At 45.6% G+C, this 24,904-nt stretch carries 21 protein-coding genes; 5 read left to right on the top strand and 16 right to left on the bottom strand.

Annotation, left to right across the window (positions count from 1 at the left end):
- Positions 1–9: 9 nt before the first annotated feature.
- Together rpmB and radC are read right to left on the bottom strand one after the other, a co-directional pair.
- Positions 10–246: a 50S ribosomal protein L28 gene (gene rpmB / locus OM978_RS02280; protein ID WP_008899984.1), complete on the bottom strand. Its 237-nt coding sequence runs from the start codon at positions 244–246 to the stop codon at positions 10–12.
- Between the two features lie 166 nt (positions 247–412).
- On the bottom strand, positions 413–1,087 hold the full coding sequence (gene radC, locus OM978_RS02275) for a RadC family protein (RefSeq protein ID WP_127019791.1): 675 nt from the start codon (positions 1,085–1,087) through the stop codon (positions 413–415).
- Between the two features lie 82 nt (positions 1,088–1,169).
- Between radC and coaBC the strand changes: the two genes are divergently transcribed.
- From coaBC to slmA, 3 genes are read left to right on the top strand one after another with little or no spacing between them, the layout of a single operon-like run.
- The gene (coaBC, locus tag OM978_RS02270; protein WP_264345226.1) at positions 1,170–2,393 is read left to right on the top strand and encodes a bifunctional phosphopantothenoylcysteine decarboxylase/phosphopantothenate--cysteine ligase CoaBC; all 1,224 of its coding nucleotides are present in this window, start codon (positions 1,170–1,172) and stop codon (positions 2,391–2,393) included.
- Positions 2,377–2,835, top strand: coding sequence for a dUTP diphosphatase (gene dut / locus OM978_RS02265; protein WP_264345224.1), 459 nt, complete (start codon positions 2,377–2,379; stop codon positions 2,833–2,835). Before coaBC ends, dut begins: the two co-directional genes overlap by 17 nt.
- 18 nt (positions 2,836–2,853) lie before the next feature.
- Complete coding sequence (gene slmA / locus OM978_RS02260) at positions 2,854–3,447, top strand: nucleoid occlusion factor SlmA (protein ID WP_046518824.1); 594 nt, start codon at positions 2,854–2,856, stop codon at positions 3,445–3,447.
- Between the two features lie 221 nt (positions 3,448–3,668).
- Here the strand turns inward: slmA and OM978_RS02255 are convergent, their stop codons facing one another.
- The 3 genes from OM978_RS02255 to rph are packed head-to-tail and all read right to left on the bottom strand — an operon-like array spanning position 3,669 to position 5,462.
- The gene (locus OM978_RS02255) at positions 3,669–4,040 is read right to left on the bottom strand and encodes a diacylglycerol kinase (protein ID WP_264345221.1); all 372 of its coding nucleotides are present in this window, start codon (positions 4,038–4,040) and stop codon (positions 3,669–3,671) included.
- A 30-nt stretch (positions 4,041–4,070) separates the two neighbouring features.
- Positions 4,071–4,715 carry an orotate phosphoribosyltransferase gene (gene pyrE / locus OM978_RS02250; protein ID WP_127019781.1) on the bottom strand — a complete coding sequence of 215 codons (645 nt, stop codon included), beginning with the start codon at positions 4,713–4,715 and terminating at the stop codon, positions 4,071–4,073.
- Between the two features lie 33 nt (positions 4,716–4,748).
- A complete protein-coding gene (rph, locus tag OM978_RS02245) occupies positions 4,749–5,462 on the bottom strand; it encodes a ribonuclease PH (RefSeq protein WP_127019779.1) in 714 nt (237 codons plus the stop codon).
- A 197-nt stretch (positions 5,463–5,659) separates the two neighbouring features.
- Here rph and OM978_RS02240 point away from each other — a divergent pair, with 197 nt between their 5' ends.
- Complete coding sequence (locus OM978_RS02240; protein ID WP_233007465.1) at positions 5,660–6,520, top strand: YicC/YloC family endoribonuclease; 861 nt, start codon at positions 5,660–5,662, stop codon at positions 6,518–6,520.
- A gap of 275 nt (positions 6,521–6,795) precedes the next feature.
- On the opposite strand, the gene OM978_RS02235 is transcribed toward OM978_RS02240, so the two are convergent.
- From OM978_RS02235 to hsdR, 8 genes are all read right to left on the bottom strand, one after another.
- A complete protein-coding gene (locus OM978_RS02235; protein ID WP_264345216.1) occupies positions 6,796–7,731 on the bottom strand; it encodes a nucleotidyl transferase AbiEii/AbiGii toxin family protein in 936 nt (311 codons plus the stop codon).
- Complete coding sequence (locus tag OM978_RS02230) at positions 7,728–8,144, bottom strand: S-adenosylhomocysteine hydrolase (protein WP_264345214.1); 417 nt, start codon at positions 8,142–8,144, stop codon at positions 7,728–7,730. The genes OM978_RS02235 and OM978_RS02230 overlap by 4 nt, the downstream gene beginning before the upstream one ends.
- Before the next feature lie 553 nt (positions 8,145–8,697).
- The gene (locus tag OM978_RS02225) at positions 8,698–9,573 is read right to left on the bottom strand and encodes a TIGR02391 family protein (RefSeq protein ID WP_264345212.1); all 876 of its coding nucleotides are present in this window, start codon (positions 9,571–9,573) and stop codon (positions 8,698–8,700) included.
- Positions 9,574–9,680: 107 nt separating this feature from the next.
- Entirely contained in the window at positions 9,681–10,553 is an 873-nt protein-coding gene (locus OM978_RS02220) for a hypothetical protein (RefSeq protein WP_264345210.1), read from the bottom strand.
- Positions 10,550–12,115 (bottom strand): AAA family ATPase, encoded by a 1,566-nt coding sequence (locus OM978_RS02215; RefSeq protein WP_264345208.1) that lies wholly within the window; start codon positions 12,113–12,115, stop codon positions 10,550–10,552. The genes OM978_RS02220 and OM978_RS02215 overlap by 4 nt, the downstream gene beginning before the upstream one ends.
- A complete protein-coding gene (locus OM978_RS02210; RefSeq protein WP_264345206.1) occupies positions 12,112–13,761 on the bottom strand; it encodes a restriction endonuclease subunit S in 1,650 nt (549 codons plus the stop codon). Before OM978_RS02210 ends, OM978_RS02215 begins: the two co-directional genes overlap by 4 nt.
- Entirely contained in the window at positions 13,758–15,266 is a 1,509-nt protein-coding gene (locus tag OM978_RS02205) for a type I restriction-modification system subunit M (RefSeq protein ID WP_264345204.1), read from the bottom strand. Before OM978_RS02205 ends, OM978_RS02210 begins: the two co-directional genes overlap by 4 nt.
- A 51-nt stretch (positions 15,267–15,317) precedes the next feature.
- On the bottom strand, positions 15,318–18,734 hold the full coding sequence (gene hsdR / locus OM978_RS02200) for a type I restriction-modification system endonuclease (RefSeq protein ID WP_264345202.1): 3,417 nt from the start codon (positions 18,732–18,734) through the stop codon (positions 15,318–15,320).
- A gap of 572 nt (positions 18,735–19,306) precedes the next feature.
- On the opposite strand from hsdR, the gene OM978_RS02195 reads away from it, so the two are divergent.
- Complete coding sequence (locus tag OM978_RS02195) at positions 19,307–19,621, top strand: helix-turn-helix domain-containing protein (RefSeq protein WP_264345200.1); 315 nt, start codon at positions 19,307–19,309, stop codon at positions 19,619–19,621.
- 384 nt (positions 19,622–20,005) lie between these two features.
- On the opposite strand, the gene OM978_RS02190 is transcribed toward OM978_RS02195, so the two are convergent.
- Genes OM978_RS02190 through OM978_RS02180 form a run of 3 tightly spaced genes read right to left on the bottom strand, consistent with a single transcriptional unit; the run spans position 20,006 to position 24,836 of the window.
- Positions 20,006–20,998, bottom strand: a complete 993-nt coding sequence (locus OM978_RS02190) for a Gfo/Idh/MocA family protein (RefSeq protein WP_264345198.1) — start codon at positions 20,996–20,998, stop codon at positions 20,006–20,008.
- Positions 20,999–21,048: 50 nt separating this feature from the next.
- Positions 21,049–23,424: a GH36-type glycosyl hydrolase domain-containing protein gene (locus OM978_RS02185; protein ID WP_264345196.1), complete on the bottom strand. Its 2,376-nt coding sequence runs from the start codon at positions 23,422–23,424 to the stop codon at positions 21,049–21,051.
- A 2-nt stretch (positions 23,425–23,426) separates the two neighbouring features.
- A complete protein-coding gene (locus OM978_RS02180; RefSeq protein ID WP_264345194.1) occupies positions 23,427–24,836 on the bottom strand; it encodes an MFS transporter in 1,410 nt (469 codons plus the stop codon).
- Between the last annotated feature and the right edge of the window lie 68 nt (positions 24,837–24,904).

The raw sequence follows: 24,904 nt of genomic DNA, 5'->3' as shown, positions 1-24,904 counted from the left end.
TTTAATTCCTTAAACCTTCTGACCTTTAGCACGCAGATCGGCTAAAACAGTATCGATGCCATTTTTGTCGATAATACGCATACCACGAGTGGAGATACGTAAAGTCACAAAACGGTTTTCGCTTTCAACCCAGAAACGGTGAGTTTGCAGGTTAGGCAGGAAACGGCGCTTAGTTGCGTTGTTGGCGTGTGAACGACGGTTACCTACCATCGGACCCTTACCAGTGATTTGGCACACTCTAGACATGTCAATGTTTCTCCAAAATTACTTCAGCTCGAGCTTCGTTCATCCTTCTGGCCAAGAAGAATGCCCCGGATTTCTGAAAGGGCGCAATTTATACACGAAAGCCTGATCAAATTCAAGCAAATCTGTACGGTTCAGGCGATCGTTTGCACATCCAAACTTCAGACCTTTATAGCCAGCCGCGTTCGGCAAAGGAAATAACCTCTGCATCACCTACCACAAAATGATCCAGCAACTTAATGTCGACAAGAGACATGGCTTGAGTCAGGCGTTCCGTTATAACCCGATCGGCACGGCTCGGCTCTGCAACTCCGGATGGATGATTGTGAGCCAAAATAACGGCGGCGGCATTATGCGCTAAAGCACTCTGAACTACAATACGCGGATACACAGGAGATGCATCAATAGTGCCGAAAAATAACGGCTCGGCGCAAATTAGTCGGTGTTGGCTGTCTAAATACAACAACATAAAAACTTCACGTTTTTGCGAAGCTAAACTTTGTTGCAGATAACGCTTCACCAAAGCAGGTTCAGTAAAGACAGTATCCCGCTGCATGCTTTGCACCAGATAGCGCCTACTTAGCTCCATAACCGCCTGTAATTGCACATATTTTGCCTGACCTAAACCATGGCCTTTGCAAAAGTCTGCCTGACTGGCTGCTAATAAAGGCCGAAGCCCACCAAACTGATGCAATAAAGTGCGGGACAATTCCACCGCATCCATACCGGCCACACCAGTACGTAAAAAAATAGCCAGCAATTCGCCGTCCGATAAATGTTCTGCGCCATGCGCCAGCAGTTTTTCTCTTGGCCTTTCACCTTCAGGCCAGCTTTTGATACTCATCTTCGCCTCCTTGAGTTTTTGTTTTCCTTCATCTTTCCGTGTTATCTTAACGCCAACTTAACCCCTTTTTGCTGCGACAGACATGGCACTATTACTGGCAGGAAAACGCATTTTATTAGGCATTAGCGGCGGTATTGCCGCTTACAAAAGTGCCGACTTAATTCGCCGTCTGAAAGAACGCGGCGCTGAAGTACGGGTGATTCAAACCGACGCAGCGCGCGAATTTATTACGCCTTTAACTTTGCAGGCCTTATCCGGTCATCCGGTGGCCAACAGCTTGCTCGACCCAGCTGCTGAAGCCGCTATGGGCCATATTGAGCTGGCTAAATGGGCCGATTTATTATTGATAGCGCCAGCTTCGGCTGATTTAATTGCCCGCTTAGCTCATGGTCTGGCCAACGACTTGTTGAGCACTTGTGTGCTGGCAACTGATGCCCCAGTGGCTGTTGCTCCTGCAATGAATCAGCAGATGTATAAAAATATAGCCACCAAACACAATATAGACACACTAAAGTCACGTAATTTTTACATCTGGGGCCCGGCAGCAGGCGAACAGGCTTGTGGTGATGTCGGCATGGGCAGGATGTTAGAACCTTTGCAGCTGGTGGATTTAGTACTTGAGCATTTTGCGCCGCGAGTTCAGCCTTTAACTGGCGTATCGTTGGTGATTACTGCTGGCCCTACCCGCGAGCCGATAGATCCTGTGCGTTATATCTCCAACCACAGCTCAGGCAAAATGGGTTTTGCTTTAGCTGACGCCGCTGCACGCTTAGGTGCGGACGTGACTTTAATTGCAGGACCAGTTCAGCTAAAAACTCCTGATCAGGTAAAACGTATTGACGTGGTCACAGCCGACGAGATGTATCAGGTCGCATTAGAGCAGGCGATCAGCGCAAGCATCTTTATTGGCTGCGCCGCTGTAGCAGATTATAAAGTGGCTCAGGTTGCAGAGCAGAAGCTGAAAAAAACCAGCGACGACAGCACAAGCCTGACGCTAGTGAAAAACCCGGACATTATTGCCGCTGTGGCCGCATTAAAGTCACAACGTCCTTTTACTGTAGGTTTTGCCGCTGAAACTCAGGATGTCGCCAATTATGCCCGCCAGAAACTGGCGAAGAAAAAACTGGACTTGATTTGCGCCAACGACGTATCTCTATCGAACCAGGGCTTTAACAGCGAACACAATGCTCTCAGTGTATTTTGGGCAGACGGCGAACAGCAGTTTGGTTTACAACCCAAAACAGAGCTGGCACACCAACTTCTTTTATTGATTAACGAGCGTTATCTGCATGAAAAAAGCCATTGATTTAAAAATTCTCGACCCACGTATCGGCACTGAATTCCCGTTACCGGCTTACGCCACACCGGGCAGCGCTGGTTTAGATTTACGGGCTTGTCTGGATGCAGAAGTACAACTGGCTCCGGGCCAAACCACGCTGATCCCAACAGGTTTGGCTATTCATATTGGTGACGCAAATTTATGCGCCACTATACTGCCACGCTCTGGTTTAGGTCATAAACACGGCATAGTGCTGGGTAACTTAGTAGGTTTAATCGACTCGGATTATCAGGGCCAGCTGATGGTGTCTATGTGGAACCGTTCGCAGGAACACTTCACTATCAACCCGGGCGATCGTATCGCTCAGCTGGTGTTTATGCCGGTGGTACAGGCAGAATTTAACATAGTTTCAGATTTTGACGCTTCAGACAGAGGCGAAGGTGGATTTGGTCACTCAGGCCGTCAGTAATTAGTGACAAGGATATCCATGGCAACGACAAAACGTCCCAACCGCAAAGAAGATATTTTGCAGGCTCTGGCCGCTATGCTGCAAAGCCATGCGGGCCAGCGTATCACCACAGCAGCTTTGGCTGCTCAGGTGGGTGTATCCGAAGCGGCTTTGTACCGGCATTTCCCTAGCAAAGCCCGGATGTTTGAAGGCTTGATCGACTTTATTGAAGACACCTTGTTGTCGCGTATTAATGCGATAGTGCAGGAGCACAAACAAACCGAGCAGCGCATTGAGCTGATTATGCAGCTGTTGCTGATCTTCGCCGAGCGCAACCCTGGTATCTGCCGCATTCTGACCGGCGATGCCTTACAGGGTGAACAGGAGCGTTTGCAGGAGCGCATCAGCGCCTTGTATGAAAAGCTGGAAACTCAGCTAAAACAATGTCTACGCGAACGTAAGTTACGTGAGGGTAAAAGTTTTCCTGTGGATGAAGGTGATTTAGCCAACCTGTTGCTGGGCATTTGTGAAGGCAAAATGCAGCAATTTGTCCGTTCAGGTTTTGCCCGTTTGCCAACAGCTCAATGGCCTAACCAATGGGCTTTACTGCAGAAAACCTTATTCACGGTTTAAAGATTGCTGTTTAAAAGCCAGAGATAAAAAAAACCGGTCAGTTTAAAGTTGACCGGTTTTTGTTTTCTGTTTAAACACAATTAACTCAAACAAAGCCATTAAGCCAAAGTAATTGGAGTTGTGGCGAGGCGACAAGTGAAGGAGACCCCAGGAGCATAGTTGTCCTATGTGACTGGGGCTACAAGCGTAGTCAACAAAGCTACGGCTTCAAGTACGAAGGGTTATGAGAATTTCTGCCAGATGGCGGCTGCCCAAACTAATGTGACGAACGCCAAAGCTGAAGTCACAGCGGCAGAGCCCATATCTTTAGCGCGGCCTGATAATTCATGTCGCTCTAAACTGACACGGTCGGTTAAGGCTTCAATGGCTGAGTTGAGTAACTCAACAATAATCACCAGTAACCAAACCCCCATCAAAATAGCAAAGTGACCAAAATCAGCAGCTAAATACCAGGCAAAAGGAATAGCAGCTAAAGTAAGCCCGGCTTCCTGACGAAAGGCGGCTTCGTTCACCCAAGCTGCAGTAAAACCTTTACGGCTACAATCCGCAGCTTTAATAATACGTCCAAAACCTGTGCCGTTTGGCTTACTCATACCTTGTCCTTAATAAAACCAGCTTACAGCCTAGCTAACACCATATTGGGCACGGTACGCAGACACAGCTTCTAGATACTGAGCCAGCTCTGGTTTGCCTTGCAGGTAGTTGATTAAGTCGTTTAAACAAATGATAGAAACTACTTGAGTGCCAAAGTCGCGTTCGACTTCCTGAATAGCTGAAAGTTCGCCCTGGCCTTTTTCCTGACGGTCGAGCGCAATCAGCACACCACTTAAACTGGCGCCCTGTGCCTGGATCAGCTGCATCGATTCACGAATAGCAGTACCGGCCGTGATCACATCATCCACCAGCATCACTTTACCCTGTAAAGGCGAGCCGACTAAGTTGCCGCCTTCACCATGGGTTTTCGCTTCTTTGCGGTTGAAACAATAAGGCACATCTTTACCGTACTGATCAAACAAAGCCACAGCTGTAGTCGTTGCTATAGGAATACCTTTGTAGGCAGGGCCAAACAGCAGGTCAAACTCTACGCCAGCGTCTTCTAAAGCAGCGGCATAAAACCGGCCTAAACGAGCTAAGTCGCCACCTGTATTAAATAAACCTGCGTTAAAAAAGTACGGGCTGGTACGGCCGGATTTCAGCGTAAAACTGCCAAACTTCAGTACCTGACGCGACAATGCAAATTCAATAAAGTCTTTTTGAAACTGTTTCATAACTTAGTGTGACCTCAAAACCTTAAGCGAAACTTAAGCTAAAACGCGTTTTTGTTCGTCGATAATTTCACGGATGGCGTGTTTGCCTAATTCCATCATCTGCTGCATTTCTTCAAAGCTAAATGGCGCTTCTTCGGCCGTGCCCTGAATTTCGATGATTTTGCCGGTTTCAGTCATGACGATATTCATATCGGTTTCAGCGTTTGAATCTTCGGCGTAGTCTAAATCGGCAACAGCAGTGCCTTTGTAAACACCAACAGAAACTGCAGCGACCATAAAATTCAACGGGTTGGTTTTGATCATGCCTTTAGCGCGCATAAAATTCAGCGCATCCACTAAAGCCACACAAGCACCGGTAATAGACGCAGTGCGGGTGCCACCATCGGCCTGGATCACGTCACAGTCGATAGTAATAGTGTTCTCACCCAACAGTTTTAAATCAACAGCAGTACGCAAAGCGCGGCCAATCAGACGCTGAATTTCCATAGTACGGCCACCCTGTTTACCACGAGCCGCTTCACGGTCGTTACGGGTATGAGTTGCACGTGGCAACATGCCATATTCAGCTGTGATCCAGCCTTTGCCCTGGCCTTTCATAAAACGTGGCACACCTTCAATCACGCTGGCAGTACAAATAACTTTGGTGTTACCAAACTCAACCAATACTGAACCTTCAGCATGAGCCGTAAATTGACGGGTGAAAGTAATAGGACGAATTTGACTCGCTGTTCTGCCGCTAGGACGCATGGTGAAGCCTCAACCTGATATTAAAAGTGCTTCATTATAGGGATTTCACCCTTGCTGTGCCATCTATACGCTAAGTAATTGCGGCAAGGCGTTTGAATCCTGGTTAACGGCCATTCTATAACCAGTTTCAGCCAACAAAGTTGCAGCTTCAATTAAGACGGGTATACTCGGTTTTATTTTGTTTTCAGGACCCACTTATGATCCACAGTATGACCGCTTATGCCCGCCACGAAATTCGTGCCAGCTGGGGCAATGCCGTTTGGGAAATCCGCTCCGTTAACCAACGTTATCTGGAAAGCTATTTCCGCCTGCCAGAACAGTTTCGTTGCTTAGAAGGTTTATTACGCGACAAACTGCGGCAGAAACTGCACCGCGGCAAACTGGAAATCAACCTGAAATACAGCGCGTCGAACACAGCTGGCGAGTTAAAAATTAACGAAGCTTTGGCCAAACAACTGATGCAAAGCGCCAGTGTATTAGCCGAGCAAAGCGGCAAAGCCCAATTAAACGTGGTCGATATTCTGCGTTGGCCTGGTGTGATGGAAACTCAGGAAGAAGATATCGACAGCTTACAAGCCGAACTGATGGCCGCTTTTGACGCCGCCTTAGTCGACTTCGTTGCAGGCCGTGGCCGTGAAGGTGTGGCTATAGAGCAAATGATCCGCGACCGTCTGGATCAAATCTCCACTCATGTCAGCACCTTACGCACCCATTTACCACAAGCACTGCAATGGCAACGCGACAAAATGCTCAACCGCCTGCAGGAAGTAAAAGCCGAACTGGACCAAAACCGCCTCGAGCAGGAAATGGCCTTTTTAGCGCAAAAATCTGACGTGGCAGAAGAACTGGACCGTTTAGACGCTCATATCAAAGAAACCCGCCACAGCCTAAAACAAGGCGGAGCCATAGGCCGCCGCCTCGATTTTATGATGCAGGAATTCAACCGCGAAGCGAACACTTTGTCCTCTAAAGCAATCTCAACAGAGATCACAAATACAGCGGTGGAACTTAAAGTTTTAATTGAGCAGATGAGAGAACAAATACAAAATATCGAATAAAATCAGAAGCTTAAAATAAACCTCTACTCATAAAGCTGGTTAAAGTCTTTGCTTGATCTTAGCTCAAGCAAAGACCCTTTCTGGCAGTCCATCGCAAAATGTTTTACTTCATCTCCAGCACCTTGGCTCAAGTGTCCTTATTCAAAAAGACATAGAGACAAACCAGTAAGAAATGTCCTTATTAGCTAAATTTATGTCCTTATAGCACTTAGGTTTAGAGACCATTATTCTATTTTGTCCTTATCCACATGAGTAAAGAGAGCTTAATACAGCAATCAGCCAAGATGTTGCTTTGTTAGCAGTTGCACTGTTTTAAGCGCTTCGCTCCAGGCCACAGGCTGTGGGTGATACACTAAAGGCCCAATAAATCGTTTATAACGTTCAGCGTATTTGGATTCTTCTAACTGCGCCAAGCCAAAGAGCAATTCACTGCCAGGATCTGCTCTGAACTCAGGGTGTTGTTCGCCAAACTGAGCAACATCAGTCGCTATCACCACGTCAATTAACTGCTTAAATTCTGCTTTGCCTACAAGCTCAGCTTGGATCTGATAAAGATCGTAAGCATGGCGAATTAACTGATCATCATCTTGGCGCTCAGCATAACGGGCAGTTAATGCCGTTCTGCGTAATAGCGAAATCAGTTTTTCAGCAGCGGTGGATACAAGAGAGACACAAGCAAACTTTTCAACCTCTGGTGCCAGATTTTTCACATCAGCATAAAGCGAACTGACAGAGTGGAAAGCGGCAGGCTGTAACAGCTCAGACTCGGTCAGTTCTAATTGAATATGCGTCCGGAGTGCGTCACTCGAAGGGTATGAATTTGGATAATTGAGCAGCAACTGGAAAAAACGACGCTCATTTCGGATAACAGCATCCTGGCTCTGAGTAAAAAGCCCGCTGCTGAGTAATTGATTCGTAATATTAAGGTGGATGCGTTTTCTAAGTGTTCTTTGCGCAGAATGACTTAATTGCTTTGTGGCATCGTCAGGCACCAACTTTAAATCTATGTCTTCAGACATTCGGTGTGTGTGTTTATACACCTTAGCCAAACAGGTACCACCCGCGAATACTAACTTATATCCCTCTGTATCGGTGGTACTGAGCAAGCGAAGCAGTTGCAACAGGAAGTAATCTTTTTCGACAATAGCAGGGTCTGTGATATTAAGAAAATCTGCAACCTCAGCAAAAATCAACGGTTCGGGCAGCGTCATGAACGCTGCTCGACCTGAAGCTGCATATTGCGTAGAGAAATTTTGCGGTTGAAACGTTTTTTGACAATAACTTTAGCATTCACAGGAACCTGAGTAGTCTCACCTTTGTTGTAGCGCACCAGTTCATCTGATGGTTGCCAGGCTACCCCTAATCGCTCCAGGGCTTGTTCAGATACCATCTTAAAACCACCAACAGATGCCAGCATAGGTTTGCCCGTGATGCTACTGATCCGGGCTTTGGCATATAAGCCGTAACCAATTTTTAGTAACTTACCGTCAGCAACTAACTCCCGAAGCGCCCGTCCTACCTGGTCATAGCCACCCAATTGTTCAAAATCAGCGCGCAAAAAGACATCCTGCTTAGCGCTATTGATTAGTTGCTCAACCTGTTGCTTTAACCTTAACTTTGGCACAAGGCACCTCCAAGATACGTTGCATCCAGCTTAGCAAAAATACGACAAACTCCCAAGCAAAAACACTTCTCTATGAAACGAACGGGCTGCAACCTGCATTAGAACTTTTTGAGTAGGCTTATATACTCAGTATCCCGAACAGTACTGTGCAGACAATAACATTCCATCTGCTGACAAATTTGTAAGCATGGCACTGAGTGATTTAGAACAACTTCACACCGGTTCAACCATTGGACTGGGTATTACTGAGAAGATGTTTACGGAGTGGAAGAAACAGCGTTAAAACCTGCTTTTGTAGTGTCATTTCAATTGGGTTTTGTACTCAAATGAACATTGAGTAAATGAGGAGGACGGTAACCGCTGTCTGGTCCACAGGGTTCACAGTGGTGACTTTGGAGTGAATAAAATGGCATAACCTTTTGAAATGTAAAATTATGCCAATAACTCTCATGACAGTTCTAAAATCTGGGGGACAGGTCACATGTCATCAACAACACTGAGCCAGTTACGAACCTTCAGCACATCGGTTGACGCATTCCGCTATTCGTTACACTTATACAACCTGTCGTTGCCGTGTTTGACTTTCAAGGATAAATAATTGGTTTAACAGTAAAAACTCTCGAATTGCATCGTCGATTGTTGTGTGGGTTTCTTTGTGAGCTCGGCTATTCCGATAGGCCATGTACACACCGGTAAAAAGCGCGGCACGGCCTTTGGCTTCAGCCTCTGGCACTTCAGGCCAAAACAGTGGTGCATCGTTACTTAGAAATGCTTGGGAGAATAACTTGGAGCCGCTTTCCCCCTCCATACCTGTTCTTTTTCGGATAATGTCTTCTAAACGGCGATAACAGGTCATTAGATTGGCATCTGAGTTGTTACTCAGATCAATGGCCAGATCCATAATGCGGTTATCAATCAGCGCAAAGGGGATATTTTTTGCGAAGAGCGCTTTAACTACATTGTCATTGTAGGAACCTCGCTCATCCTCTCTAAGCAAGATGTAGTCGTAATACCTGGTAGGTCTCACTGGTCGCAATGTTTCAAACAGCTCCAAGTCGGCGAGTGTCAAACATGAACTATCAACTCGTTGGATAAAGCTCGCATCTACTTCATACTCTTCAATGTCGATATTGTGACGAATGAGGATCTGCAGCGCACTGGAAAGGCCACGCGGGCCCTCACCGCCATACCCTGATGAAAAACCAGATTTAATGACAATAGGGTCACTTGATTCTGGCCACAATAACAAGCAATGAGTGCCGCACTTGGAGCTGCTATCAACGTCGGAAAGCCAAAAGGCTCTTGTTATGATGTCACCACCAGATTGAATCACCATTGTGAGTGCGGTTAAGCATCGCGCTGTTATCCCTGCGCTTCCGTAGTATTCAATTCCGGCGAGGTTTTCTATTTTTAGTGTTTGATTTCTCATGGTATTTTCACATCCCTATTTAAATGATTCATGTCCATAAATTGGTCGCTAAACTCCCAAAAAAGAAAACCAAACAAGCATCTTCCAAACACCTACTAAGGACGACCTTAAGGGGAAAGATCTAGTAAAGGCAAAACATCGGCAAGCCAAGGCTCAGCTTGTTTTGTTTTAACCAAGGCAACAGCTGCTGCCGAAAACTTAGATAGGCGCGAGCATTTATTAACAATTCCCTCTTTCGCTGCATTTAATGCCTGTTCCATTGTCGCTTTAATAGCTGGATCAAAACTCCACGTTAACTCTAAAAGATTAAGATCTTTGCTTAGCTCTGTGAGCACTTCCATTCGCGCGTCGACAATCGTCTTTTCATTGAGGTTGTAGTATTTCTTGCTTAGTTGAAAACGTCTGAATGCTTTTGGATCTTGCTTTTCGCTAAATCGTGGCTCAGCCATGCCCACTGTTACATCGAAAGCAATTAACTGAACGTCATTACTGTCACATGGATCTAGGAATGAGACATCTTCCCTAATGTAAGGACAGGTAGGAGTCCACGCTCGAGTTGTCTCATCTTCTAACGGGAAAAACTCTTGTTTCCCCCCATCTCCATTGGCCCTATTACTAAATATGCACGAATAGCGATAATTCAGTGGTTCATAAGCCAACCACCAATAATTTGCATATTCGACAACACCTACAGCGTTTGTACGGGAAACATGTCGACCAAATTGGTCTTTGACAGCATTTTTCGGACGAAAATGATCAACATCATTGGTTGTTCCGACACGTGCAGCTTCGGTATACCAACACTTGTCACCAAAAGTATTCGCAAAATTCACCTTAAAATATTTCCAGGGATTTTTTAGTTTTTCAATTTCGTTGGATTTATCTTGAGCGGCAGCAACTCGAGCTAGCCATCGAGCGCTTTTGATATCCCAATCAGCTGGTTTGCATGCAGGAATTAATGCGGGATCAATAAATCTCAAACCAAATACCCTCGTTCTTTAAGTATTTGCTGAACAATCTGCATGCGGATTTCAGTGGTATCGATCGATTTCAATTCCATGGCATGCATGGCTTTTTTCCGTTCAATAAGAAACTGACGATAATCCTCGTCGGGGTGCGTGTAGCCATACCCTAATCGTTCCAACGAAGAATTCAGCTGTCGCAGCTTTAACTTATCTTCTTCATTCAACTGTTCTTTTTCTAAAATTTTCCGCCGCTCTTCGATCACCTTGCTGGTGTGCTGATCAAGCGTTGTCGCCATACCAAACATGTCGCTGGTTAAGATGCCGTTGACACCCATACCAATCGGGCTTTCAGCTGGTTGTTCGGCATATGACAATCCATTGGAGTCGCGATGTAATACTTGGATTTGCTCTTTATTAAGTTCAGCAATAGCCAGTGGATGGTGAGTAACCATCACTATATGGCAGTGGTTTTTATTGGGAATAAACCGGTTTAGAAACGCATGGTATTTTGCAGCCCAGGCGGGGTTTAAATGAGTGTCTGGTTCATCGAGTAAAAACAATGAATCAGACTCAGCTGTAAACTGCAGTAAACCAAACACAGTAAGCAACTGCTGCTCACCTTCGCTTAACTCACTGAAGCTCACAATCTCATCGTTATTTAGTACCACTTTTACATGCACACTCGAGATCAAGTCCGAGAGCAGCGTGCTTTCAAGCATTTTGAAAAAATTCTTCGGACCCAGGCCTTTCGCAGCGTTATTAAGTGAAGCTAAATCAGGTAGATATAAATGAACAAATTCATAATCTGCTCCTGTCCTAACGACACCATAAGTATTCGGCAATAACAGATCTAAAAACTGTCTAACGACACCTCGAGCGCCCCAAAACGTGTCATCTTTATTTTTATTTTGAAACCATGAAGGTTTTTTGAACACAAAGTGTGCTGAGTGAAACCGCTTGATACCCAACTGCGTTTCTAAAAACTTGCGCCCTTCCTCACTTTGACCACTTAGAAAAAAGGCCAATAACACAAATTGACTATGATAAGGCTTAGCGTAAAACAGAGGCCTGACTTCCTCTTCAATTTTTACTTTATCGTTCAGTAATTTGTTATAAAAATTAGTTCGATGCTTTACAAATAAGCCCTCAAGCCGGTCGCTTGGACCAGAGTAATAAGCAAAAAGGTGTTTCGGTAAATAAGGCGATTGGCCGTCATTATCACGCTGCACTTTGGCCAGTGATACTTTACTCCAAGTAGGCATGGCATGTAAGTCATGCTTTTCAGTCACTTCTATTTGATGCTGCGATATCGATGTGTTGCCATATGCTGGGTCGGCATCAACCTTTACCCAAATGCGGTTTTCCGCACCAAGCGAGTAAACTAACTCATAACTAAAAGGCGCAAGCTCCCCTAAATCTAAAGCGCGGAATATTTTTACCAGCGCTTCAATGATATTTGACTTACCCGAACCATTGCGTCCAACCAATACAGTTAGCAGATGGCTCTCATCAAAATCCACCTTCAAATTGCTGATATTTTTAAAACCCGAGCGAATGGTTAGGTAATCTAACTTCATCTTTTAACAGCCTTAAACATGCAGGCTTCACCAATCCCAACTTTGGTAATAGCCTTTGTCTCGAGTAAGTGTTTCAACTCGGTGAAAAGTGTGTCGACTTGTCTAAACGTTTTATCAGTTAACTGTTCCATAATCTGCTGTGCGGATAACTCGCCACTTGTCTTTTTCAATAGAGCAAAAATTTCACTTTCTGGTCTGGCTAATTCAACATCATTTTCAACCGCATCAACTGAAGGAGTTACTTTTGCTGCTGGTTTGCGAGTTTGTCTAGTTGCCTTTGGCCCTTCAAGTTGTTGCTTTTTGATTCGTTCAAGTAGCTTGTCGGCGGGTTCATCCTCAGGATTTTGCTCTACCAGTTCACCACGGAAGGCTTTAGCCAGAATGGATTGCGTTAAACGATCAACACGTAATTTTACATTTTGATAACATTTATCTAGTGCTTCAGCATGGGATAACAACGCTGCAACAATGCTGACAATTTCATGCTGTTCATCAATGGAGGGGAGCGGTACGGGCAAGGTATTTATTCTTTTTAGGGCAAGCTTCCCTTGTGCACCGGATTTAATCTCCAATTGAATTAATTCTTGCAGTCGTTCACTTCTAAGCCAAATTGATAAATACTCAGCGTTGATCCTTTCGTCAAAATTGGTAATTTTTGCAGCATTCTCTGTTAAGTTAGCCCGGTGCAAAGCATGAGGAATAACTCCAGCATCACCAATAGAAGCACCCACAATAGTCAAATATACATCCCCCTCATTGACGGTATATCGTTTGATTTGTGCTTGAGTCTTAGGCTCGAGAAACATCTGCTTATTCCTTGCGCTGTCTCCTTGAACTACTGTTCCATTTTTTAGTTGCCCAGCTCGTATATATGGAAATCCGGTATTGTTCTCAGTAAGTTCATCGCCCTTGGGTAATCTCTTACCTCCTTTAACAACACCGATATCTTCAACAGTGCAAAATCGCCATTCAACGGGGATAGAGAGCCCTGGAATACCAGTAGTAACAATTGCATCATTCCCTCGCCACTCCCTAGTCAACTCGCCGGATGTGGCGGCGGCGAAGACGGATTGGCGGAAGCGTTTTAGGATGCCAGGGATTTTTTCAAGGCGTTCTTGGGCCTTATTGACTTTTGCCAGAATTGAATCCAGCTTATCTGCTATGCGGATTTGTTCATTTAGGGGAGCAATAGGAACGATGAGCTCTTCAATAGCATTTCCAGAAATATTAGGTTGTGCTGCACCATAAGCTTTTTTTAAAATTTCATCTGTTAAAAACTCTACCAAGTAGTTTCTGTAACCACTGCAGCCAAAGTTTTCTGACAGAAACTTAATATTCCCAACCCGTTGATTTTGATACGCTTCACAATCCTCATTAAATACCCCTGTTTTACCTGTGGTAGCTCCCGACATAGCGATTAATAAGTCACCTTTGCTGACTTTGAAGTTGTCGAACGCGAATTCTTTGGATATGTAGGATGCATTTTGAGTAGATGCAATTCCATTTTGAATGTCAGAGATTCTAATAACTGGTACGGAGTTTTGATCTGGTGTTATATAGTCTGAGCTTTTGAAGGCATATCCATTTTTGACCTGAATATAATTTCCAAGTTGAGTTAAGACCCACCCCTTCGGCAACTCACTCACAGCACCACCTCGTCAGTTTCTTCGGCAGCACCCAGCTCAACTAAAATCGCTTTCAGCTCCAGCATAGCCCCCACCATTTCCTCCAGAGCTTTACCAATTAACACATCAGGCTCTGGTAAGTTGGCACTATCTTCGGCGCTATCGTCGCGGATCCAGGCTAAATCGAGTGAATCGTCTTTTTTGGCAATGTCTTCACGGCTAAAGCAGCGCAGGCGGCAAGTATCGACGTTGCCAATGTCACTGCCATTTTTGTGATTCTGGATAAAAGCATGGCGGGATGCTTCATCTACTGTGGTTAAATCACTACCTACTGCTTGATAAAACTCGTCAAAGTGCGCCTTAGTTAAAACGGTACGTTTACCAAATTGTGGCATGTTAGAGCGTAAGTCATACACCCAGACATTTTTGGTTTGACCTTTGTCTTGTTTTGGATCCTTGGGCTTAGAGAAAAACAACACATTGGTTTTTACGCCAGCGGCATAAAAAATACCGGTAGGTAAGCGCAAAATAGTGTGCAGGTTGCATTTTTCCATTAAGTCCCGGCGAATGGTTTGGCCGGTAGAGCCTTCGAACAACACATTGTCGGGCAACACCACAGCGGCGCGGCCGCCAGGCTTTAACATGCGCAAATACATTAAATGTAAAAAGGCCAGCTGCTTATTACTGGTGTAGGTGATTAAGTCATCACGCGTGGGCACACCACCACCTTGCTTGGTGCCAAATGGCGGGTTAGCTAATATCAGGCTTGCTGGCGGTAAGGCTTTACCTTCGTTGGATAAGGTGTCCCCGTATAAAATACCCGAGTTTTCATCATCAACCGCCAGGTCGTGCAGCATCAGGTTCATCATGGCCAGGCGGCGTGTATCTGGCACTAACTCCATACCAAAAAAGGTTTTGTGCTGGTATTTGTCGTAGGCGGTTTCATTCAGTGAACGGACGTCATTATGCTCGGTGATATAGTGGTGAGCGGCAATTAAAAAGCCGCCGGTACCAGCTGTTGGATCAACAATCACGTCATCTAAGCTTGGCTTCATTAATTCAACCATGCCATTAATTAACACCCGCGGCGTGAAGTATTGGCCTGCGCCTGATTTTTTCTCACCGGCGTTAATCTCTAACAGGCCTTCGTACATGTCGCCTAAACCTTCGGTTTTGGCGCTGTACCAATCGAGTTTATCAATTTCACTGACCAGTTTACTTAAGGTGGCAGGTTTACGAATGACGGTGCTGGCATTGGCATAAATAGCGTTGGTAATTTTGGAGCCATGCGAGCCTAAGTGGATCAGTAACTTTTTGTACTCTTCGAGGCGGGTTGCGGCATCATAATGCTCTAAATCGGCCCAGCGGTACCCTTCAGGGATATTGTCTTCACGGCCGGTTTCTTGCACCATTTTTAAAAAGACTAAATAGGTTAATTCATTGATGTATTCATGGTAGGTGACGCCATCATCACGTAATAAGTTACAAAGGTTCCAAAGCTTGGCGACCAGATCTTGAGTACTCATGTGTTTACCTAATATTGTTGCTAACTAAATAAAGGGCGAACGCCCCTTTAATTATGCGGATTTACTAATATCACTTTGCCAAAGGGCTTTGTTGAACATCTGCAGCACATTCGTCACCGGTTGTTCAAAGAGCTTGTTGGCGCGTTTAGTGCCGCCTATATGTTGAAACAGGCCTTGGTCTAAAGCAGCTTCATCCACAATGGTTGTGGCTTTCATTTGTTTGGCAATAGTGTTCAGCCATTCAATTTGTGGTGTTTTCCACGTTTGGCTTGCCAGAATATGCTGCAGCGCTGCATCCACTCGTTGTTCGAATGGAATTAACGCCTCACCGATCGCGGCTTGGCGTATAAAGCCAATAATGCGGGCGGCAATATCTTCTTTTTTTACTTCATGCCAAGCAACCTGCAGATCTTGTTCTCTAAATTTATTTTGTTCAAGCAATACCGCCAGTTCTTTGAGGTTTTGCCGAGTTAATTGCCAAGGGGCTTGCACCACTGTTTGAATTGCGAGCAAGCGGTTGCTATTGGCATTAATAAAATCATTAAAAGCGCGCAAGTAATCTTCAGGTTTTTGACCTTCGCCGTAACCGGTGGTGATGTTGGTTACTTCATCTTCATGGTCAGAAATATAGAGCGGATTGCCGCCACTACCGCCTTTGATACGCTCGTCTAACAACTCACCTAGACCTGGATGCTTGGTAAACCACTCAGCAACTTGCGCTGGTGGCATGGCTTTTAATTCTTTGATGAATTGCTCCGGCGGTTGCCCGGCAATGGTTTCAAATTTGCTGTGTTGCTCAGGGCTTAAATGGCGCCGTTTGACTTGTAACTTGGCAATAAATTGGTTTTTGGCCAGCGCTTGTAAATCTTCGCTGTGGCTGTTTGCCATTTCATGTTCGAGTGCAGCGAAATCGATATTTACATTGGTCACCACCGGCTTCATGGTGTTGACGTTTTCCAGTTGTTTGTAAATATCGACAGCATCGTAAATTCGAAACGGGCCTTTGCCAATTTCCGGGCACAAACGCGTGGCGCGGCCTAACATTTGCTCGAATAAAATCCGACTGTTTACGCGGCGTAAAAACACCAGATTACAAATTTTTGGCACGTCGATGCCGGTGGTCAGCAAATCGACAGTTACAGCAATATTGGGTAAACGGTCATTTTTATAGAGACGAATTTTCTCAAGCGGTTTGTCGGATGCGCCGGTAATTTTCTGAATGGCGTCATCGTCTACTTCACCGAGGTAGTCCTCACAAGCTTGCTTAAAAGCTTCAACCACTTCATCGGCGTGCTTATCGGTGACGCAAAACACCAATGTTTTGGCATCGGAGTATGGATTGATTGCATCGCTTTCAATCAGCCATTTGGTCACCACTTTGGTAAAGTTTGGCGCCATAACCTTGCGGTTAAATTCCGCCACATCAAAATCGAGCTCATCTGGCGTGTTATAAATTTTGATATCGTTATTTACGACATCGTACACCTTCACTTCTTCGTTCACTTCGTAGTGAATGCCCTGCTCGGCAAGCTTGGTGTGAATTCGTACTGGTGGTAAATGGTCATTTAAGTGTCCATCAACCACAGCTTCGGTATAGCTGTAACTAAACACCGGCTCACCAAAGATATCGACTGTATGCAGTGCTGGCGTTGCCGTTAAACCAATTTTAAAGGCATCAAAATAATCAATCACCGAGCGGTATTTGGACTGGTAGTCTTTTTGGTCGCGGAATACAATTTCTGTATCACTGAGCTCTCGGTCGAGTAAATAACCGCGGTGACATTCATCAACCACAATACAGTCGTATTGGCCAACACCAGGTTTAGTGTCGTTATCTGAGGTGTATAAAATGCGCTGCACCAAACCTTGCACAGTGGCAACATGCACTTTGGTGCTATCGTCTGGTTTGATGTCTTTTAGGCCCATCAAATCAAAAGTGTCGGCGAAGGTTTGTAGGTGCTCTAAGCGCACTTCTTTAAAATCATTGGTTGCTTGTTCACCCAGCGCAGAGCGGTCAACCAAAAACAAAATGCGGCGAAACCGCTCCGATTTAAGCAGACGATACACCAAGGCAATACAGGTTTTAGTTTTACCGGTCCCTGTGGCCATCGCAACCAGCGCACGATCTTTGCCGTCTTTAATACTTTGCTCGACCGCCTTAATGGCGTTGACTTGGTAGTCTCGTAGCTTTAAGTCGTAATTAAAGGCCATGGCATCAAGCTTTTGTTCTGCTTGCTCAGGAGTTTGCTTCAAAAACAGTTTAATTTCAGCAGGTGAATACCAGCCTTTGAGGGCTTTACGACGATTGGCATTGTCGCGAATATCTAAGAACCAGATACCACTCTCTTGTTCGAGTTGCTTCAGGTATGGACGACCATTTGTTGCAAACGTCAGTGGGACTTTGAAGTCGCCCCAACTGGTTTCTATAGTGAATGCATTTTTGGTTTCCAAGCCTTTGGCATAACGTTTCGCTTGATCGATAGAACCATAGACGTTTTTGGCGCTTTTTTTGGCTTCCACCACCGCAACCGGGGTAAACCCCATAAACAACACATAATCGGCAGGGCCAGAGGCTGTGGGCCATTCGGCGATTGCTCTGTTTTCATTCGCAACGGGGCGCGCCCCTTTTGAGAACTTTAAGTTGACGGTATCGGCTTTCCAACCAGCTTCATTCAGCTGCTTATCAATAATGATGCGGGTTTCAGCTTCATCTAAATGGAAAGGTAGTTTCTCGACCCGCTTAATTTCTTGCTGCTGGGCTTTTTGATCTTTGGCTTTGAACGTGGCAAACAACTGAAGATTGGCCGCGGCCATTTTAGCTCTGTATTCATTGAGTTTAGCTTCTTGCTCTGTTGCCATCTCCTCCCAAACTTTACTGTCAGCCGCCATTTGTTCTGCACGTTTGAGCTCTGCTTCAGCTTTTTGTCGTTCTAGCTGTTTTAGTGCTTCGGCTGCTGCAAGGCGCTCACAAGCTACTTGCTGCTGACGCTCAAGCTCGATCATTCTCTCTTCAAGAATTCGAACTTCATCGGAAGGATCTTTTGGTTTAATAAAGGGCGCTGGCTTGAACCCTTTTGCAGTTTCTCCACCATAAAGTTGGTGATACCAAACACTCAAAGCATGACCAATTTGCAGCGACTGCAGAGCGTCTCGATGGTTGCTCGACGTGATGTCGTGGTTGGCATCGTTACCTAATTTACGCACGGTATGAAAAGCATCTTTGATACGAGGGTCAAGCTTTAGGGCATAATCTAGATCACGTAGTAAATCGATTTGCTTAATGTCTTTGCCAAATACAACACCTACACGAGCCGCAATATTCTTCGCTAATTCCTCACCTAACTGACGCATTTTGACCAGGGTGGTATTCGGGTCTGGAACAAAACATAACTCGGCTGTTTGCGCTAAGCGCAGCAGCAATTCGTCGTGATGTTTGAGGAAATCGAAGTTACTAAAATTGCTTCCCATCAATAGCGCCTTCTGTGTTGACTTTTAGTCCATATTTACCCATTTAAGATATCAATCTTTGATGGTTCAGGCTATAAAATCTAGCTTTATTATTAGCTTAACGTTGCCATTTGAAGAACTACACGGCTTTAAGTGATGCTGTGGGATTTGAAAAAAACAAATATATCCCATCTCGCTAAGATGGGTGTCCAGAGCTCACAATAAGCCCAGATGAGTAAAGCCAAAGCAATGAATATGCGCGTGAAGAACCGGTGGTGATTCAATAAAAACTGTCCAGCTTTCCCTTTCATGTCGAAAAAATCATAATAAATCCGACACATGAAATTGATATTTCACTCAAATCAACATCAACTGCTCACGAGTCAAGACTCGCACTACTCCGAGTTTTTAGCAATTTGATAATTTACAGCTTAAAATCGGACGAAAGGAAACTATAGTTTCACAACAAAGCACAAAAGGTAATTTTAGTTTCACATCAATTCAGTTAAGGACATCGATTTGCCACTTTGCTTAAAGTCAAAAATGAAACTATAATTTCATTAATTCCTGATTAGAGAAAATATAGTTTCACTATGAATACTATCGAATCAAAAACAAAGCGCACCGCTGTCGTTTTTCCAAAACACAAAAAGGTGTTAAGCATCTTGGGTGAAAACTTAACGCTGGCGATGAAGCGGCGCGGCATTACCCAAGAGATGATGCACAGCAGAACAGGCTTATCTAAACCGACGCTAAGAAAAATATTAAAGGGTGATCCTTCCGTTTCGCTTGGCCACTACGTCAACGTATTAGCCTGCCTCGGCCTGGTGGACGACCTAACTAAAGTTGCATTTGATGACGAGCTGGGAAGAAAGCTACAAGACATCCAATTGCTCAATAAAAAATAAGAGCGCCAGATTATGGATATCTGCGTTTACGCTGATTGGACTGAGTCAATTGATCCTATATTGGTCGGTACTTTACGTTCCTCAGAAATTAGAGGAAGTCCAGGCTATCCACCAAAGATTGTTAAAGGCCGTCTCAAAGTGGGAAAGCCTTGCCCAACAAGCTGGTATCCGCAAAGAAGAAAGAGAGCTATTGAGGGACTGCTTTCTACTCAATTAGAACGTCACAACACTTTTATGCTTCGACTCTAAAATAAAAAAACATCTGGAATGTTTTTTAACATTGGAGCGCAGCGACGATGGCCCTTTAGGGTGAGCGCCATGGATGGCGGCGAATAAAAAGCCGCTATAAAAAGCGGCTTCCAAATTCAGCAGTAAATCCCAAAACTACCTACAAAGCCCCCGCGGCAATAAGCCCGCAGTTTTATACGCATCATCAATCAGTTGCATCTGCTCTATGGCATCACGGCCACCTGTCAGCGGTTTGGTTTCGCCTTTGATGCAGGCGACTACGTGAGCTAGTTGGTGGTCGTAGGTGGAGTCGCCGTTCATTTGATAGTCGTGGGCTTCGCCGTATTTGGTGAGTCGTAAGTGGTGGCCCTGATGTGGGGCAACCAGGTTAAAGACTTCCAGTTGGGCTTTGTCGCCTTCGAGGCACAAATAAGCGTCGTGTTGGCGGTTTAAATGTTCGCTCATCGAGCAGCCGACATAACAAAGCGGGCCGTTTGGGAACTGCATACGAAGCTCGAAGCTGCTGTCGAGTTGAGGTTTAGGGCAAATGGCGTCGGCCCATAAAATCTCTGGTGTGCTGCCATATAAAGTGCGTAACCAGTGCAGTGGGTAGCAGCCTAAATCCATTAAAGCGCCACCACCTAAAGGTACGTTATGACGCAAAGAACCTGGTGTTTCGGCAATACGCACCGAAAAATTGCTGCGCACTGTGTGAATAGTGCCGAGCTCGCCGCTGGCGACTAACCGCTCTACTTCCGCAAACACCGGATGAAAGCGGTAGTGATAGCCTTCAATCAGTAAACGGCCACTGGCATCAGCCGCCGCCACCATAGCTTTGGCTTCTTCCACATCCATTGCAAAAGGCTTTTCACACAAGACGTGTTTGCCAAGCAGCAGAGCTTTGATGGACCACTCTGCATGCAAAGAAGGTGGTAAAGCGTTGTAAATCAGGTCTATATCATCACGGGCCAGTAGCTCGTCATAACTGCCTAAAGCCAGTTCTATATCAAACTGCTGGGCAAAAGCCTGAGCTTTTTCAAGATTCGATGCAGCCACTGCTGCAATGACTACATCAGAGCGCAAGGCAGCAGGCTGAATAATAGCCCGATCGGCAATGCGTGCTGCACCTAATAAACCTATACGGATCATAGCTATTCCTTTTATTTAGCCCTTTGCCTTTTTGCTCTTCGCCCACAGCCTTAAAGCGGCAATTGCACCAGCAACTGGTAACTTTGGCCTGCTGTGATATTGCGTACCGCCAACTCCGCCTGCAGCTTACCGTCCAGCCAGAGTGTTGGCGCTTTGACATCAGCAACACGTTCAAAACGGATATAGAAGTCTGCGCCACGGAAACGGCGTAACACTGAGGCTTTATTCCAACTGGCTGGCAGTTGAGGTGCCAAAGTTAAACCTTGTTGGTCGCCTTTCACGCCAAACAAACCTTCGACTAAACAACGATACACCCAGTGCACTGTGCCTGTATTAAACAGCTGGCTGGAGCGACCTGCAGTGCGCGGTAAAGTCTGGTAAGCGCCACGGTAATAATTTGGAATAAATACCGGCAACTGACCCCGTTGTAACTGATCCTGTGGATCGTCCGACGGCAGCATTTGTTTTAATACCTGATAGGCTTTGTCGGCTTGATTCACCTGATACAAAGCAAACAGATAAAAAGCCGCAGCATGGTTATACACAGAGCCGTTTTCTGCTGAACCCGGGTATTTCTGGGTAACACGGCCTACGTCTTCACGCATGGCTGTGTAAGCAGGCGCCAGCATTTGCGGGCCATAAGGCGTATGCAATTGCTGCTCTACGGCTTTTAACAGTTGCTGCTGTTGTTCGCTGTTGGCAGCGCCGCTCAATAAAGCCCAGCTTTGTGGGTTCAGATAAATACGGCCTTCGGTATCTTTGCTGATACCAAACACCACGTTATCGTCTGTAATACCACGGCCATACCAGTTGCCATCCCATAAATACTTATTTACGGCGGCATTAAATTCACTAGCCTGTTGCTGATACAAAGCGGCTTGTTCGTCAAAATTTAAATCACGGCAAATTTGCGCCCAAACATTCAGTGCATAAGCTGCTGCTAAGCTCAGCCAACCCGATACACCTTTGCCTTTGTAACCCACCATATTCATTGGGTCACACCAGTCGCCCTGCTCAATATAACTTAAGCAACGTTCGTCTTTTTTCAGCCATAACCAGCCCATAGCGCGGTGGATATGCTCAGCCACAGTGTGCAGCTCGGCAGAATCTTTATAGGCTACTTTTTCGCTTAAAAGCGCGTAATCATTGGTTTCAGCCAGATAAGCACTGATACAGACAGGTAACCAGACACATTGGTCGGTATGAGGCACCTGATTGATGTATTTCAGTTCGGCGTCTTTGTGCAACAAGATACCGTCCGGCATTTCACCCGACAGATGCTGCTGCGATAAAGCAGTTAAAAAGGCCTGACGTGCCACAGCAGGAGCCAGATAGCTCATGCCCATATTATCCTGCAAATAATTACGGGTTTGTGGATCTGTGGTTAAACGGTTCACGTCGCCATGGTAATACACCTGACGCGCCAGCCAGTGGTTGACATAGTTATTCAGCTCCTGGTCCGGCGTGTCTATTTCCAGACAAGGCACTGCCTGGGCTACATAAGCCGCATAAGCCTGTTGAATTTGAGCAAAGCTCTCTGGCGTGCCAAACACTTGCTGACGAATTTGCGCAACTTCAGCTTTGTCATAAGCAGGACCAAACACAAAACGATACTGCTCTGTTTGGCCTGTTGCTAAAGACACTCTGTATTGCATCACACAAGCTGGCGTTTCGTAATCCGAATCACCACAAGCTAAAAACGGCTGCTGCACTGCAGAAGGTGCATGTAAACCGCCCTGCCCTTCGAAGTGTTGCTGGTTCACTTCCCAGAAATCCGGAGTGCGCTCGGCCAACAAGAAGGTTTTGTCTTTTAAGAATTTGTTTTTAAAGTAATCCGGGTACTTTTGATAAGGCGTCACTGATGAGCAGATAATAGCTTTTAAATCGGCATCATAACGGCCAGACTGGTTCATCCAGGACATATAACCGACCGGGAAATACGGATACAGGCTTAAAGAACGGTTCTGATTTGAATCGTTGCGTACCGTCAGCTGCCATAACTCCAGCGGTTGATCCGGTGTTAAGGTTAACAACCATTCCACAGTTAAACCGGAGTCCAGCGTCAACTGCCAGCGGATATCCGACTGGCCAGCTGAAAACACAAAGTTTTGGGCTTCTTTGCGTACCGGCTCGTAAGGCACAGACCAGATTTCACCGCTGTTTTCATCTTTGATATACACAAAACGGCCCGGATGATGAGCGTAATACGGCTGCTCCGGCTGCATAAAAGTTTTAGCTTCTAAGTTCGGCGCATGGGCATATTTGGCTGGCTCTGGCTGCATAAACTGCGCTGTGGCATAACCACGGCAGTTTTGCTGGATCATCATGACCTTGTTCCATAAAAAGCCCGCAGCCTGTGGCATCGCAGTGGCGCTGTACAATTCATAACGCTGGCCGTTTTCTGTGGCTTGCATCAACTTCTTCATAGTTACTCCGACACTCCGACTACTGCTGCCCCTTGGTTTAAAGGCTGCGAAGGTGCTGTTTTACGCTGGTCCAATTCCTGTTGAATGGTCAGCAATTGTTTTTCATCTAAATGGTAAAAGCGCATGACAAAAGCGGCCAAAAAGGCCACTAAGCCAGGGATCACCGACACCATTAACAAAATACCCATTTGTGAGCCCGCACTTTGTTCAGTGTTGGCGACATAACCTATTAATGCCAATAACCAGCCAATCACAGCGGAGGCAATAGCACCGCCGAGTTTTTGTGAAAAGGTAGCGGCTGAAAAGGTCATAGCTGTGGCACGACGGCCAGTGCGCCATTCGTTGTAATCTGCGGTGTCGGCATACATAGAAAAAGCCAGTGGAGATTTAGGCCCCAATACAAAACCTATAGCCAGGTTGATGGCAAAAATTAAACCCACCTGATCAGCTGGCACAAAAAACAGGCTGATAGAAAATAATCCGGCCAGGCTCATTAACAACATCATCAATGGTTTTTTATCCATAAACTTCGTCATTAAAGGCGTAGATGCCGCGCCTAAAGCCAAAGCCAGCATGTAAGAGGATAAAAACTCGCCGACCAGCTCAGGCCGCATTACATAATATTTAAAGTAATAAGTGCCACTGCTGGCGCGCATGGTGATAGTGATCATAATGATCAGCGCCAGACTAAACAGCACCAGCCAGGGTTTGTTGTTTTTTAAATCGAGCAAATCCTGTTTCACGGCATTGTTGGTTTCACTAACAGGCTGAATACGCTCTTTGGTACTGGCAAAAGTAAATAAAAACAGCAAAGCAGCAGCTATACCAAAGACGCCCATGGTCAGCTGCCAGCCTAAGATTTCATCGCCCTGGCCTAATAACACCACCAATTTAGGGGTTAAATAAGTCACCAGAATACCGCCAGTAAAACCGCCGATAAAACGGAAGCTGACTAAAGTGGTTCTGTCCTGGCTATTGCGGGTCATCACACCAGACAAGGCGGAATAAGGAATGTTGATTGCTGTATAAGTCAGCATCAGCAGGCTGTACGTACAATACGCCCATACCAGCTTACCGCCAGGACCTAAGTCCGGTGTGCTGTAGGTTAATACACCAGCACCAGCTAAAGGCAAAGCCAACCACAATAAATAAGGTCTGAATTTGCCCATCCGGGTTTTGGTTCTGTCCGCTATAGCGCCCATCATAGGATCGGTAAAAGCATCGATGATTTTAGTGATCAGCATCATGGTGCCGGCAGCAGCAGCTGAGATACCAAACACATCTGTATAGAAAATCAATAAAAAGGCAGAGATATTGGCCCAATAAAAGTTAAAGCCCATATCACCCACGCCGTAACCGAGCTTTTCGCGCAGCTTTAGCCTGTCTTGAGGTACCGCAGTTTCTGTTGTCACTTTGTCACCCTGTCGTTGTTCTGTTGTTTTGATTCAAAGATTTGATTGATCATGCGCCAGCCACTGAT

The organism is Rheinheimera sp. MM224 (assembly GCF_947090785.1).
In the GTDB taxonomy this organism is placed as follows: domain Bacteria; phylum Pseudomonadota; class Gammaproteobacteria; order Enterobacterales; family Alteromonadaceae; genus Pararheinheimera.
Note: the sequence above shows the minus strand (reverse complement) of the source record. Positions and strands in the feature narration are given on the sequence as shown.